At 73.5% G+C, this 13,168-nt stretch carries 13 protein-coding genes and 1 tRNA gene; 6 read left to right on the forward strand and 8 right to left on the reverse strand.

The window, feature by feature from the left end:
- Position 1: 1 nt before the first annotated feature.
- The 4 genes from MF605_RS00960 to MF605_RS00975 form a co-directional block, all read right to left on the reverse strand.
- The gene (locus MF605_RS00960; RefSeq protein ID WP_122054675.1) at positions 2-1,093 is read right to left on the reverse strand and encodes a glycosyl transferase; all 1,092 of its coding nucleotides are present in this window, start codon (positions 1,091-1,093) and stop codon (positions 2-4) included.
- Complete coding sequence (locus MF605_RS00965) at positions 1,093-2,220, reverse strand: glycosyltransferase (protein ID WP_122054678.1); 1,128 nt, start codon at positions 2,218-2,220, stop codon at positions 1,093-1,095. Before MF605_RS00965 ends, MF605_RS00960 begins: the two co-directional genes overlap by 1 nt.
- Positions 2,221-2,463: 243 nt before the next feature.
- Positions 2,464-2,536 (reverse strand) — tRNA-Ala (locus tag MF605_RS00970).
- A gap of 34 nt (positions 2,537-2,570) precedes the next feature.
- Positions 2,571-2,981 (reverse strand): VanZ family protein, encoded by a 411-nt coding sequence (locus tag MF605_RS00975; protein WP_122054681.1) that lies wholly within the window; start codon positions 2,979-2,981, stop codon positions 2,571-2,573.
- Positions 2,982-3,333: 352 nt separating this feature from the next.
- Here MF605_RS00975 and MF605_RS00980 point away from each other — a divergent pair, with 352 nt between their 5' ends.
- Genes MF605_RS00980 through MF605_RS00990 form a run of 3 tightly spaced genes read left to right on the forward strand, consistent with a single transcriptional unit; the run spans position 3,334 to position 5,425 of the window.
- Complete coding sequence (locus MF605_RS00980; RefSeq protein WP_122054683.1) at positions 3,334-5,031, forward strand: sodium:solute symporter family protein; 1,698 nt, start codon at positions 3,334-3,336, stop codon at positions 5,029-5,031.
- Positions 5,032-5,065: 34 nt separating this feature from the next.
- The gene (locus MF605_RS00985; protein ID WP_208857705.1) at positions 5,066-5,194 is read left to right on the forward strand and encodes a putative transporter small subunit; all 129 of its coding nucleotides are present in this window, start codon (positions 5,066-5,068) and stop codon (positions 5,192-5,194) included.
- Positions 5,195-5,215: 21 nt separating this feature from the next.
- On the forward strand, positions 5,216-5,425 hold the full coding sequence (locus tag MF605_RS00990) for a hypothetical protein (RefSeq protein ID WP_020624127.1): 210 nt from the start codon (positions 5,216-5,218) through the stop codon (positions 5,423-5,425).
- A gap of 32 nt (positions 5,426-5,457) precedes the next feature.
- On the opposite strand, the gene MF605_RS00995 is transcribed toward MF605_RS00990, so the two are convergent.
- The 3 genes from MF605_RS00995 to MF605_RS01005 are packed head-to-tail and all read right to left on the reverse strand — an operon-like array spanning position 5,458 to position 8,650.
- Entirely contained in the window at positions 5,458-6,153 is a 696-nt protein-coding gene (locus tag MF605_RS00995) for a LutC/YkgG family protein (protein ID WP_044658796.1), read from the reverse strand.
- Complete coding sequence (locus tag MF605_RS01000) at positions 6,150-7,790, reverse strand: LutB/LldF family L-lactate oxidation iron-sulfur protein (protein ID WP_122054686.1); 1,641 nt, start codon at positions 7,788-7,790, stop codon at positions 6,150-6,152. Before MF605_RS01000 ends, MF605_RS00995 begins: the two co-directional genes overlap by 4 nt.
- Entirely contained in the window at positions 7,787-8,650 is an 864-nt protein-coding gene (locus MF605_RS01005) for a (Fe-S)-binding protein (protein ID WP_122054688.1), read from the reverse strand. Before MF605_RS01005 ends, MF605_RS01000 begins: the two co-directional genes overlap by 4 nt.
- A 201-nt stretch (positions 8,651-8,851) precedes the next feature.
- Between MF605_RS01005 and MF605_RS01010 the strand changes: the two genes are divergently transcribed.
- Together MF605_RS01010 and MF605_RS01015 are read left to right on the forward strand one after the other, a co-directional pair.
- Entirely contained in the window at positions 8,852-10,513 is a 1,662-nt protein-coding gene (locus MF605_RS01010; protein WP_122054690.1) for an L-lactate permease, read from the forward strand.
- Between the two features lie 100 nt (positions 10,514-10,613).
- Positions 10,614-11,342 (forward strand): FadR/GntR family transcriptional regulator, encoded by a 729-nt coding sequence (locus MF605_RS01015; protein WP_002857917.1) that lies wholly within the window; start codon positions 10,614-10,616, stop codon positions 11,340-11,342.
- Positions 11,343-11,397: 55 nt separating this feature from the next.
- Here MF605_RS01015 and MF605_RS01020 read toward each other — a convergent pair whose 3' ends face one another.
- On the reverse strand, positions 11,398-11,895 hold the full coding sequence (locus tag MF605_RS01020) for a DUF456 domain-containing protein (RefSeq protein WP_044658794.1): 498 nt from the start codon (positions 11,893-11,895) through the stop codon (positions 11,398-11,400).
- A 105-nt stretch (positions 11,896-12,000) separates the two neighbouring features.
- Here MF605_RS01020 and ald point away from each other — a divergent pair, with 105 nt between their 5' ends.
- Positions 12,001-13,143 (forward strand): alanine dehydrogenase, encoded by a 1,143-nt coding sequence (gene ald, locus MF605_RS01025; protein WP_044658793.1) that lies wholly within the window; start codon positions 12,001-12,003, stop codon positions 13,141-13,143.
- The last annotated feature ends 25 nt before the right edge of the window (positions 13,144-13,168 follow it).

The raw sequence follows: 13,168 nt of genomic DNA on the forward strand, positions 1-13,168 counted from the left end.
CTCAGCCCAGGGCACCCTCGATCGCCGCCTCCCAGCGCCGCCGGTACTCGCCCGGCGCCACGAGCAGCAGGCCCGCGAGCCGATCGGCGGCGGCCGGGTCCGCGAGGGCGCCGCGCACCGCGCCGGCCCAGTCCGCGTCCGGGTCCTCCCACGCGCACCACGGCACGCCCGCGGCCCGGTGGATCTCGCGGACGAACACGCGCTGCTCGTCGAACGGCCGCGGCTCGGGGGCGAGCACCACGGGGCGGCCGGAGCGGGCGGCGTCCACCACGGCGTTGTGCCCGGCCGAGACCACCACGACGTCGGCGTCCGCGGCCCGGCGGGCCGGCGCCTGGACCCAGCCGTGCAGCGTCACAGTGGCGGGCATCGCCTCCGCCGCGAGCCCGCCCGGCGCCTCCGGCTCGCCCACCCCGGCGATCGGGCCGTACACCTCCCACGTCGCCTCCGGCACGGCGGACGCCGCCCGGGCCAGGTCCGCGGCCCGCACCCCGCCGCCGCCTGTCCCGGCGATCACGGCGACGCGTGGGGCGGCGCCGGCGGACGACGTCGTCGTGGCGCGGGTGCCGAGCCGGCCGGTGACGTCCGCGACCCCGAGGTAGGTGACCCGGTCCGCGTGGGCGGCGCGCCAGGCGGGGACCTCGAGCTCGGCGGCGTAGTGGGCGAAGAGGCCGTCGGCCTCGGCGTAGACGAGGGCGTGCGCGGGGTCGGTGCGCTCGCCGTGCATGCGGCGGTGCAGCACGGGCCAGCCCGCCAGGCGCAGGAACAGGGCCGCCTCCACGGACACGTCCACCACGCACACGTCCGGGTCCACCCGTTGCGCCGCCGCGTGGAGGGCGTCGAAGCGCGCCCGGATCTCGGTCCCCACCGGGGACCAGTGCAGGGGTGAGCGGGCCGGCTGCTGGTGGCCGGGCACGAGGTCCGAGGGCAGCGGGATGACGGGGACGTCCGCGGGCAGCAGTTCGGCCGCCCGGGGATGGGCGGTCACGACCGTCACGTCGAACGCCCCGGTCGACGCCAGGCCGGCGGCGTGCCGCAGGTGCCCCGCCCCGTGCTGGTGGGCGTAGTAGAGGACCCGCCTGCGGGCCGGGGCCATCAGAGGGACTCCAGGTCCGCCGCGTCGGCGGACGGGCGCGGGACCCCCTGCGGGTCGAACCCATACGCGTCCTCGGCGGCGGCGAGGTCACGGGCGTCCTCGGCGGCCTGCTCGAGCAGGTCCACGTAGCCCTCCACCATGGTCTCCGCGCTGAACCGGCAGGCCCACGCGCGCACGCGTCCCCGGTCCTTGCGGCGGGCGTGACGGATCGAGACCGCGAGCTCCTGCGCCGTGTGGTGCACGGCCAGTGCGCCGGCCTGCGGGGCGACGATCTCCCCCATCGCGCCGCTGAGCAGCGCGGCCACCGGCACGCCGAGCGCCATGGCCTCGACCACGGCGAGCCCGAACGGCTCGGCCCACAGGGGGGTGGCCAGGAAGACCTCGCCCGTGGCGAGCATGTGCGGCAGCGCGTGATGGTCGAGGTGGCCGTGGTAGACGGTGTCCGGGCCGAGCCGCGGCACGACCTCCCGGGCGTGGTATTCCTCGTCCGAGATCGGCCCGGCGAAGTGCAGCTCCATGCCCGCGATCCGGGCGGCGTCGATCGCCACGTGCAGGCCCTTCTCCGCCGTGATCCGGCCCGACCACACGGCGCGGCCGCGCACGGGGACGGCGTCGGAGACCCAGTGGTGCAGCTCGATCCCGTTGGGCACCACGTCCACGCGCGGCAGCCGGTGCTGCCAGGCCAGCGCGTTCGACGCGGACACCGAGGCCCACCGGTGGTGGTCGGGAGCCGTCCAGCCCGGGGCGTCGACGACGGCCAGCACCTCCGCCAGCGTGGCCGGCGTGTGCAGGACGGTGACCACGGGGCGGGCGCGCAGCAGCTCGAGCGGCGCCGGGGAGAGGGAGTTGTTCAGGACGGCGTCGGAGTCGTCGTCGAGGATCAGCGCGCAGGCCCGGCGGGCGGCCGCCTCGCGCACGCGGGCGCCCGCGCGGCCCGGGCCGGCGCCCTCGGCGGGCAGCACGGCGACGACGTCGCCCGGCAGCCGGGTGCCCTCCCGCGCGTAGACGGTGACGTCGTGGCCCCGGCGCACGAGGTGCTCCACGGTCATGGCCGTGTGCATCTCCAGCCCGCCCTCGTAGGGCGAACGGATGGGGTGGAGCATGTGGGTGAGCACGCTGATGCGCATCGGCGTCCCCTTCCCGGCCCGGGCCGGGCCGAACGGCCCCGTGCGGGGCGGCAGAAGCGCGACTGACCTGCGGTGAGACGGCCGCATCACGTCCGCGCTGACGTACCCCGGCACTGTAGACACCCGGGGGGTCCCCCCGGAAGCGCCGACCCCCTCCCGGGTGAGGGCGGGGAAGGCGCACACGCCCCCGTCACGAGAAAGTCCCGGCCCGCGACCACGAGGATCGCGGACCGGGACGGTCCGTGGAGCTAAGGGGAATTGAACCCCTGACCTTTTCATTGCGAACGAAACGCTCTACCAACTGAGCTATAGCCCCAGGTCATGCCCTCCCGCAGGAGCGCACCGGACCATCATACGCCCGACGCCCCCGATCCTCCAATCCGGCGACTCCGCGCGGCGACCACGCCGAGCACCACCCCCGCCAGGTCCGCGACGACGTCCACCGGGTCCCCCGTCCGCAGCGGCACCCACGCGTGCTGCACGAGCTCACTCACCGGCGCGTGCACCGCGAACGGCAGGGCCCACCACGCGCTCCGCCCCCGCCCCACGGCGAGGAACGCGGGCAGCGCGAACACGGCCACGTGGATCGCCTTGTCCAGTCCCGGCACGGTGAACCCGGCCTCCGGCACCTGCTCGCCCGGCAGGTACAGCACCACCAGCTGCACCGCGACGGCGACGGCCAGCGCCGCCGCCAGGGCGCGGCGCCGTCGTGGGGAAGCGGGGGCGGAGGGAGCGGCCGGGGAGCCGGAAGGAACGGTCATCCGCCCATTCTGTCCGGCTTCTGCGCCGGGCACTCATGGTCCCCGCCCTGCTGAAAAGGCTCTATGTTTTTGCCATTTCTGCGCCGATCATGTGATGATCGCGCCATCCGGGTGGGCTCGTTCCGCCAGGATGCCGGTGTTGACAGCGCCGCCCAGGGCCGAGGGACCGCGATGGCTTGAGCAGAGAGCTCGCCGTTCGTGGACTCGGGACCCGGCGGGATGCCCTCCACCTCCCCGGCCCCCTGGCCGCGACGTGATCGGTACGCCACCCTCCGCCCTGCGGAGCCGTGCCCTGACCGGACCGCGCCGGGGGACCGGGACGTCCACAGTCACTCGTGCGAAAGGAAGTCCGATGCCGCCCTCCCAGGACGCAGCATCCCTGACCCAGCTCGGCGTGATCGGGGTGATCCTGCTCGTCGCGCTGTTCTACGGCGGGACCATGATCATGTCCGTGGCCATCTCCAAGAAGAAGGAGAACGCCGACGCCTACATGACGGCCGGCAATCAGATCGGCTTCGGCGTGTCCGCCGCCTCCATGACGGCCACCTGGATCTGGGCCGCCTCCATGTACGCCTCCGTGACCGCCGGCTACACGTACGGCGTCTCCGGCCCCCTCCACTACGGCCTCTGGGGCGCCCTGATGATCCTGTTCATCTACCCGTTCGGCCGCCGCATCCGCGCGGTCGCGCCGCGCGCCCACACCCTCGCCGAGGTGATGTACGCCCGGCACGGCCGCTCGTCGCAGCTCATGCTGGCCGGTTCCAACGTGCTCGGCTCCGTCATCTCCCTGACCTCCAACTTCATCGCCGGCGGCGCCCTGATCTCCCTGCTGTCCCCGCTGTCCTTCGGCGCGGGCATCCTGATCGTGGCCGCGGGCGTGCTGCTGTACACCCTGTGGTCCGGCTTCCGCGCCTCCGTGCTCACCGACTTCGCCCAGGTGATGGCCATGCTCGGCGCGACCGTCATCATCATCCCCGCCGTGTTCTTCGCCGCGGGCGGCCCGGGCATGTTCCAGGCCGGCGTCGAGGCCGGCCACGTCACGGCCCAGCAGCAGAGCTTCTTCTCCTCCGAGGCGTTCATGAACCAGGGGGCGCCGTACATCGCCGCCGTGCTGGCCTACGCGATCGGCAACCAGACCATCGCCCAGCGCCTCTTCGCCGTGCGTGAGGACCTCATCAAGCCCACCTTCATCACGGCCACCCTCGGCTACGGCGGCACCGTGATCGGCGTCGGCATGCTCGGCGTCATGGCGCTCTACCTGGGCGTCGAGCCGCTCGACGGCGACGTCAACAACCTCCTGCCACAGATGGTCGCCGACCACCTGCCGCTGGCGCTCGTGGCCCTGGCGTTCCTGATGATCATCGGCTCGCTGTCCTCCACCGCCGACTCGGACCTGTCCGCCCTCTCGTCGATCGTGATGACGGACGTCTACGGCCAGTCGGTCGGCCGCCAGAACGCCGACCCGAAGACCATGCTGCTGATCGGCCGCATCACCATGATCGTGGCGACGGCGGCGGCCCTGTACTTCGCCACCGCCAAGTTCGACATCCTCGACCTGCTGGTCTTCGTGGGCGCCCTGTGGGGCTGCCTCGTGTTCCCCGTGATCGCGTCCTTCTACTGGGGCAGGATCACCAACGTCGCGTTCACGGCGTCCGTGCTCGCCGCGCTGGCCGTGTTCCTGCCCGTGCGCTTCGAGTGGATCCCGCTCGAGGGCGCCTGGGCGTTCGTGGTGGAGACCCTCGCGATCCTCGGCGTGGGCGTCGTGCTGGGCATCATGTGCTTCGGCTTCTTCGGCCTGCGTCCGGCGGTCGTGGTCGGCGCGATCGCCTCGGTCGTGATGCTGTTCCTCGGCTACGGCTTCCTGCGGGACTACGCCACCCTCACGGGCTCGCTCGTGGCCTACGCCGTGTCCTTCCTCGTCTGCTGGGGGCTCTCCGTCCGCTCCGGCCAGGACTTCGACTTCGACCGGATCGCGCGCGTGACCGGCGACTTCGACCCCGCGACCGAGGACCTGCCGCAGGTCGAGCGTGCCTCGGCCTCCGTGTCCTGATCCCTCCGTCCCCCGACTCGCAAGGAGCATCCGCATGACCGTCGGTCTGACCCTGTACGTCCTGATGTGGCCCGTCCTCGTGCTGGCCGTCCTCGTCGCGATCGCCCGCGGCTTCGTCGCCGACTGGGCCGCGGCCCGCCGCCAGGGCCGCTCGATCATCTGAGGCCTCCGCCGGGGGCGGTCCGTGACCCTGGTGGTCCTCGCCCTCGACACGGTCTTCCGCCTGACGCCCGCCGAGACCTCGGCCGCCATCCCGGGCATCGCCGGGCTCGAACACTTGCTCGTGACCGCCGGTCTCGCGCTGCTGTTCGTCGCCCTGTACGGCGGCGTGCGGGAGCGTCAGGCCCACCTCGAGACGGGCCGCGCCGGCGGCGCCGTCGTCGAGGGGGCCTGACCCGCTCGATCCCCTGCTATACCGCGCCCGCGTCAGCGAGCGCGGTCGAGCAGGATCACGTCCAGGCGGCGCGGCCCGTGCACGCCTTCGACGCGCTCGAGCTCGATGTCGCTCGTGGCCGAGGGACCGGAGATCATGGTGATCGGCGCCGTCGCCTCCACGCGGGCCAGCGCCTCCGGGAAGAGCTCCACCACGGAGTCCAGCGGCACGATGCACACGTGGTGGTCCGGGACCAGGGTGATCGCCCGGCGGCCCTCGTCCGGGCGGCCGCTGAGGAAGATCGTCCCGGTCTCCGCGCAGGAGACCGTCGAGGACGTCACCACCGCGTCCACCTCGTTCAGCGCGTCCACGCTGAGGGGCTCGCGCTCGCCGTCGTGGGCGCCGCGGACCGCGGCCCGCTCCCCCGTGTGGCCCACCGCGGGCTCCGTGATGCGCTCCCGGCCGGCCCCGCGCGAGTCCGCGGGGAGCCAGTCCGGCTCCAGACCGGCCGGCACCACGTACCGGGCGTCCGGGCCGAGCAGCTCGGCGATGGCCGCGGCCACCGTCTCCTCGGTCTCGTCCCGCACGGAGGCGCGGTAGTCGATCAGCCGGTCACGCAGCATCTCCACCACCTCGGCCCGGTCCCGGGAGGAGGTCCGCCGGTAGGTGCGCTGCACCGGGTCCGCGACCGGGCCGTCCGCCGTCGCCTCGCGGATGCGCCGCAGGATCTCGGCCTTCGCCTCGCTCATCGTCCGTCCTCCTCGACGTGCTCGTCCTCCTGGCGGTCCAGCCCTGCGACGCCGTCCAGGGCGGTCCGGTGCTCGGTCTCATCCTTGTGGCGGGCCCACCAGTTGCGGAAGGACTCCCGCGGGGGCGCCGGCACGTCACGCTCGTCGGTCCAGCCGCCGGCGATGCCCGGCAGCCAGCCGAGCACCCGGTCCGGCCCGGCCGCGACCCGGCCCAACCCCAGGCCCCGCTCGGCCAGCGACATGCGCCGACCCGAGGACATCACCACGGAGGCGCCCTTCATCGCCACGTCCATCTGCGAGGGCGTGACGGACTCCACCGCCGTCTTGGCGCGGGCCAGGGGGCCGCCGGCGGCGTCCTTCTCCGTGCGCAGGGCCTTCCGGGCGGCGTGGGTGGCCTGCACGTCCTCGTCCCGGAGGTGGATGAGGATCGAGGGGATGTCGATGGCCACGGGGCACACGTCGTAGCACGCGCCGCACAGCGTGGAGGCGTAGGGCAGGGTGCCGTTCTCCCCCGCGTCCACACCGGTGAGCTGCGGGGAGAGGATCGCGCCGATCGGGCCCGGGTAGACCGAGCCGTAGGCGTGGCCGCCGGTCTGCTCGTACACGGGGCACACGTTCATGCACGCCGAGCAGCGGATGCAGTGCAGCGCGGAACGGCCCTTCGGGTCGGACAGCACGGCGGAGCGGCCGTTGTCCAGCAGGACCAGGTGGAACTCCTGGGGACCGTCGCCCTCGGTGACGCCCGTCCACATGGAGGTGTACGGGTTCATCCGCTCGCCCGTGGACGAGCGCGGCAGCAGCTGCAGGAACACCTCGAGGTCCTCGAAGGTGGGCACGAGCTTCTCGATGCCCATCACGGTGATCAGCGTCTCCGGCAGGGTCAGGCACATGCGGCCGTTGCCCTCCGACTCGACGACGGAGAGCGTGCCCGTCTCGGCGACGCCGAAGTTCGCCCCGGAGATCGCCACCTTCGTGCTCAGGAACTTCTCGCGCAGGTGCCGGCGTGCGGCCTCGGCCAGGTCGGCCGGCTCGGAGGTGAGGCTCTCGTCCGTCTCCGGCATCTCCCGGAGGAAGATGTCCCGGATCTCCCGGCGGTTGCGGTGGATCGCCGGGACGAGGATGTGGCTGGGCCGGTCGTGGCCGAGCTGGACGATGAGCTCGGCCAGGTCCGTCTCGACGGCGGCCACACCGGCATGCTCGAGCGCGGCGTCCAGGCCGATCTCCTGGGTGGCCATGGACTTGACCTTGATCACCTCGTCCACGCCCTTGGCGGTGACGAGCTCCGTGATGATGCGGTTGGCCTCGGCCGCGTCCCGGGCCCAGTGCACGACGCCGCCGCGCGCGGTGACCTCGGACTCGAGCCGTTCGAGGAGCGCGGGCAGGTCCGCCATGACGGACTGCTTCAGCGCGGAGCCGGCGGCGCGCAGCTCCTGCCAGTCCGGCAGCTCCTCGACGACGCCGGCACGCTTGGCACGGATGGTGTGGGTGGCCCGGCGGATGTTGGCGCGCATCTGGTCGTTCCCCAGCTGCTCGCGGGCAGACTCGGGGAACGGGGTCTTCAGCAGGACCTCGCCCTCGCCGTGGACGGGGCGGACGGTGGGCATTCCCAGGCGCACGCGGGTGGGTGCGGTGCTCATCGGCGGGCCTCCTCGACACGGGCGGACGGTCCGCGGCGGACGCCGGCGGACGTGGGGATGGACAGTTCGACGGGGCCGTCGACCTCGAGCGGGTTCTCCCGGGTGGCCGCGAGGATCTCGGCGAGGTGGACGGTGCGCAGCGGGCGGCCGTCCTGACCGCGCGCCTCTCGACGGTGCATGGCCCCGTCCAGGTGGAGCAGACAGGAGGCGTCGCCGCCCGTGCAGAGGGAGGCGCCGGACGCGGTGACCTTCTCGATCTTCTCCTCCGCGATGGCGGCGGAGACGTCCGGGTTCTTCAGGGAGAAGGTGCCGCCGAAGCCGCAGCACTCCTCGGCGTCCGGCAGCGGGCGCAGATCGATGTCCGCGACGGTGCGCAGCAGGTCCTCCTGACGCGAGCCCAGGCGCAGCAGGCGCATGCCGTGGCAGGAGGGGTGGTAGGTCACGGTGTGCGGGAACCAGGAGCCGAGCTGGGCCGCGGCGTCCGTCACCCCGAGGACGTCCGTGAGCAGCTGGGACAGCTCGAGGGTGCGGGAGGCGACGACCTCGGCGTCGCGGGCCAGCCCCTCGTCCCCGCCGGAGCGGGCGACGTCCGGCTGCTGGTGGCCGAGCGAGGCCACGCAGGAGGCGGAGGGGGCGACGGCGAGGTCGTAGTCGGCCTTCATGAAGGTGCGGACGTGGTTGCGCACGACGGGGAGGGCGTCCTCCATGTATCCGCTGTTGACGTGCATCTGCGAGCAGCAGACCTGGCCGGGCGGGAAGACCACCTCATGGCCGAGCCGCTCGAGGATGCGGACGGTGGCGAGGGCCACCTTGGGGTACATCGCGTCCACGATGCATGTGGCGAACAGGGCGATTCTCATGCCGGTCTCCGTTCCGGACGGGGCGCCTGGGGCGCCGTGCGGTGCGGCAGCACACGGGTGCCGTAGTGGTCAGACCATATCATGCCAGCCGCTTGCGAGGTGACCGCCCTCACAGTACGCTCCTTGGTCTGACCACAGTGGTCCGACCATCACCGGCCCGACCGGATCCCGCCCCGTCCCCTCGCCCACCGGGAGACCCCCGTGCACACCTTCACCCCCACCCCCGATGCCGCCGGCAGCGTCGCGCTCTCCGCCGCGCTCGGCGTCCTGCCCCTGCTGACGTTCTTCGCCACCCTCCTCGGTCTGCGCCTCAAGGCCTGGCAGTCGGGCCTCGCCGCCCTCGTGGTGGCCCTGCTCGTGGCCGTGCTGGGCTTCCACATGCCGGCCCACCTGGCGGCGCTGGCCGCCGCCCAGGGAGCGACCTTCGGCCTGTTCCCGATCGTCTGGATCGTCGTGATGGCGCTGTGGTTCTACCAGGTCACCGTGCTCTCCGGGCGATTCGACGACATGCGCGCGATCTTCGACTCGCTCGGCGGCGGAGACATCCGCATCCAGGCCGTGCTCATCGCGTTCTGCTTCGGCGGCCTGCTCGAGGCCCTCGCCGGCTTCGGCGCCCCCGTGGCCATCACGGCCACCATGGTGCTCGGCCTGGGTGTGCCCCCGCTGCGGGCGGCCACCGCCGTGCTGCTGGCGAACACCGCGCCCGTGGCCTTCGGCGCCGTGGGCACCCCCATCACCACCGCCGGCACGCTCACCGGCATCCCCGCCTCGCACATCGGCGCGATCGTCGGCCACCAGGCCCCGTTCGTGGCCGTGTTCGTGCCGTTCCTGCTCGTGTTCATCATCGACGGGCTGCGCGGCGTGCGGCAGACGTGGCCGGCACTGATCGTGATCGGCGCGAGCTTCGCCGTCGCCATCTGGCTGGCCTCGACCTACTTCTCCTACGAGCTCACCGACGTCGTGGCCTCCCTGGTCTCCCTCGCCGCCGCCGTCCTGCTGCTGCGCTTCTGGCGGCCGCGGGGCGCCGAGGAGGCCCGCCAGCGCCTCGACGCCCCCGCCCGCGCGGCGGCGCAGGACCTCACCCCCGGCCGGATCTTCATGGCCGTGCTGCCCTACATCGTGGTCGTGGCCGTGTTCGCCCTGGCCAAGCTGGTCCCCTCGATCACCGCGGCCCTGAACGCCGCCACCGCCAAGATCCCGTGGCCCGGGCTCGACGGGCACCTCGTCGACGCCTCCGGCGCGCCCCTGGCGAGCACCGTGTACAAGTTCGAGTGGCTGGCCTCCCCCGGCACGCTGCTGCTGATCGCCGGCCTGATCATGGCCGTGGTCTACTCCCGGTTCGACCACGACGGCCGGTTCCCGCTCTCGGTGGGGAACGCGCTCGCCGAGATCGGCCGCTGCTTCGCCCGCATGCGCTGGTCCGCCCTGACGATCGTGATCGTGCTCTCCCTGGCCTACGTCATGAACTTCTCGGGCCAGACGGTCGCCATGGGCACGTGGGTGGCCGGCCTGGGCGCGGCCTTCGTGTTCCTGTCCCCGGTGCTCGGCTGGCTCGGCACCGCCGTGACCGGTTCGGACACCTCCGCGAACGCGCTGTTCTCCACCCTGCAGCAGACCGCCGCCACGAACATCGGCGCCGATCCGGCCCTGCTGGTGGCCGCCAACACCTCCGGCGGCGTCGTGGGCAAGATGATCTCCCCGCAGTCCCTGGCGATCGCCGCGACGGCGGTCGGCATGGAGGGCCGGGAGTCCGAGATCCTGCGCCGCGTGGTGGTGTGGTCGCTCGTGCTCCTGCTGGCGGTGTGCACGCTCGTGTACCTGCAGTCCAACGTGCTGGCGTGGATGCTGCCGGCGGCGGGCTGACCGCCTGCACCACCCGAGCGGGGCGGCGTCCGTCGGTAGGATGGACGGTCGCCGCCCCGCCCCCTCGGGTCGCCGCCCCGCCCCCTCGGAAGGTCCGTCCATGACCGCTGCCCCCGCCTACACCATCGTGCTCGACTGGCTCGAGGCCGAGCTGCGCTCCGGCGCCGTGGTCGTGGGGGACAAGCTGCCCGGCGAACGCACCCTGGCCGAACGCTTCGGGATCTCCCGGGCGTCCGTGCGGGAGGCCACCCGGATGCTCGAGGCCATGGGCCTGATCCGCGCCAGCGCCGGCTCCGGGCCGAACTCGGGGGCCGTCGTCGTCTCCGAGCCGTCCGCGGCGCTGGGCTGGGCGCTGCGCCTGCACATCGCCACCCGGTCCCTGCCGATGGCCGACGTCGTCGCCGCGCGCGTGCTCCTCGAGACCGATGCGGCGCAGGCGGCCGCCGCCACCTCCGGCGACCCCGAGAGCGTCGCCGTCCTGGCCGAGGTGGAAACCCTGCTGGACCGGATGGACGACCCCGCGCTGCCGGAAGAGGACTTCCACCTGCTCGACACCGAGTTCCATGTGCGGCTGGCCACCCTGGGCGGGAACGTCGTGACGGCGATGATGCTGGACTCCCTGCGCCAGGCGACCATCGGCTACGTGACCGAGACCGTGGCCGGGCTGTCCGACTGGCCCGCCGTGCGCGCCGGCCTGCAGGCCGACCATCGGCGGATCCTCGCCGCCTCCGCCGCCGGGGACGGCCGGGCGGCCGCGCAGGAGCTGCGGGAGCACGTCCTCGGCTTCGCCGCCCTCGCCCAGGCCGGCAGGGTGCCCGCCGGCGGCTGAGCCGGCGAAGGGTCCGGCGCGCGCGGGGTCCCGCCGGACGGACGGCTCCGGCGGTTCAGGCGGTGAGGCCGTGCACCAGGGCGCCCACGCCCACGGCGGTCAGCGAGCCCAGCGCACAGCAGAACTCCACGAGCATGCCCATGCCCATGGCCGTGAGCGCGCCGATCGAGCTGCTCAGGGCGGCCCGGGCGTCCCGGGTGCGGGCCCACTGGGAGGCGAACAGGCCGACGGCGAAGCCGAGGAACAGACCCACCACCGGGATCACGAAGAACCCGACGGCGGCGCCGGCCACCCCCCACAGGATCGGGCCGCGGGTGACGCGTTCACGTCGCAGCCGTCGGCCGGTCAGCACCGCGGACGCGCTCAGCCCCGCCACGGCGAGACCGGCCGCGATGACGCCGAACGTCCAGGACGCGGGGGAGCCCAGCAGCGCGGCCCAGCCGAGAGCCGTCACGAGGTTGAGCAGCGAGCCGGGCAGGACGGGGTACACGGTGCCCACCAGCCCCACCAGGAGCAGGAGCACGGCCACGAGGGAGATCAGCGCGGGAGTCACCGCACCAGTATGACGGGACGGGCACCGCGGTGACGTATGCATGGGCGATCGCGCAGCGGCCCCCGCGCCCTCGCTGGAACGTGCCGGATGGGCTAGATTCGCCGCATGTTGGTCGCCGTGCCCACCGAAGTGAAGAACAACGAGTTCCGTGTGGCCCTGACGCAGGGCGGGGTCCAGGAGCTGGTGCGAGCGGGCCACCAGGTCCTCGTGCAGTCGGGGGCCGGCGCCGGCTCCGGCGCCTCGGACCAGGACTACCGCGACGCCGGCGCCGAGCTGGTCGACGACGTCGACGAGCTCTGGGAGCGCGCCGAGCTGGTCCTCAAGGTCAAGGAGCCGCAGCCGGAGGAGTACGGTCGCCTGCGCCGCGGCCAGGTCCTCTTCACCTATCTGCACCTGGCCGCCTCCCCCGCGTGCACGCGGGCGATCCTGGACGCCGGCACGACGGCGATCGCCTACGAGACGGTCACCCGCGGCCGCTCCCTGCCGCTGCTGGCCCCCATGAGCCAGGTGGCCGGCCGCCTGGCCCCCGCCGCGGGCGCCTACCACCTCCTCCAGCCGCAGGGCGGCTCGGGCGTGCTGATGGGCGGCGTGCCCGGCACCCGCCGCGCCCGGGTGGCCGTGATCGGCGGAGGGGTGGCCGGCGAGGCGGCGGCCGTGATCGCCGCGGGCATGGGCGCGGACGTGACCGTCCTGGACATCTCCCTCGAGCGGCTCGCGCAGCTGGACGCCGTCCACCAGGGCCGGATCCGCACGCTGGCCTCGTCCCACCTGAACATCGGTGAGACCGTGGCGGACGCGGACCTCGTGATCGGCTCCGTGCTGATCCCCGGCGCCGCGGCCCCGAAGCTGGTGACCGCCGAGATGGTGGAGTCCATGCGGCCCGGCTCGGTGCTGGTGGACATCGCGATCGACCAGGGCGGCTGCTTCGAGAACTCGCGGGCCACCACCCACCAGGACCCGACGTACCTCGTGGGGGACAAGATCTACTACTGCGTCTCCAACATGCCCGGCGCCGTGCCCCAGACCTCCACCTCGGCCCTGACCAACGCGACGCTGCCCTGCATCAAGCGCATCGCCGACCTCGGATGGCGTGCGGCGCTGGCCGCGGACGAGGGCTTCGCCGGCGGCCTCAACGCCCACGACGGCGCGCTCACCCTGCCCTCCGTCGCCACGGCCGTGGCCGACGAGCTCGGCCTGGACCCCCAGAAGGACGTCCGCGTCACCTCCGAGGTGCTCGCGGAGGCCTGAGCCCCGCGCCCGTCGCGCGCGGGGC

Origin of the sequence: Micrococcus luteus (assembly GCF_022664405.1) — a bacterium.
Taxonomy (GTDB): domain Bacteria; phylum Actinomycetota; class Actinomycetes; order Actinomycetales; family Micrococcaceae; genus Micrococcus; species Micrococcus luteus.

Bases quoted from the DNA above. Each gene is read 5' to 3' on its own strand.
- MF605_RS00960 (WP_122054675.1), bottom strand. From the start codon at position 1,093: ATGGCCCCGGCCCGCAGGCGGGTCCTCTACTACGCCCACCAGCACGGG.
- MF605_RS00965 (WP_122054678.1), bottom strand. From the start codon at position 2,220: ATGCGCATCAGCGTGCTCACCCACATGCTCCACCCCATCCGTTCGCCC.
- MF605_RS00975 (WP_122054681.1), bottom strand. From the start codon at position 2,981: ATGACCGTTCCTTCCGGCTCCCCGGCCGCTCCCTCCGCCCCCGCTTCC.
- MF605_RS00980 (WP_122054683.1), top strand. From the start codon at position 3,334: ATGCCGCCCTCCCAGGACGCAGCATCCCTGACCCAGCTCGGCGTGATC.
- MF605_RS00985 (WP_208857705.1), top strand. From the start codon at position 5,066: ATGACCGTCGGTCTGACCCTGTACGTCCTGATGTGGCCCGTCCTCGTG.
- MF605_RS00995 (WP_044658796.1), bottom strand. From the start codon at position 6,153: ATGAGCGAGGCGAAGGCCGAGATCCTGCGGCGCATCCGCGAGGCGACG.
- MF605_RS01000 (WP_122054686.1), bottom strand. From the start codon at position 7,790: ATGAGCACCGCACCCACCCGCGTGCGCCTGGGAATGCCCACCGTCCGC.
- MF605_RS01005 (WP_122054688.1), bottom strand. From the start codon at position 8,650: ATGAGAATCGCCCTGTTCGCCACATGCATCGTGGACGCGATGTACCCC.
- MF605_RS01015 (WP_002857917.1), top strand. From the start codon at position 10,614: ATGACCGCTGCCCCCGCCTACACCATCGTGCTCGACTGGCTCGAGGCC.
- ald (WP_044658793.1), top strand. From the start codon at position 12,001: ATGTTGGTCGCCGTGCCCACCGAAGTGAAGAACAACGAGTTCCGTGTG.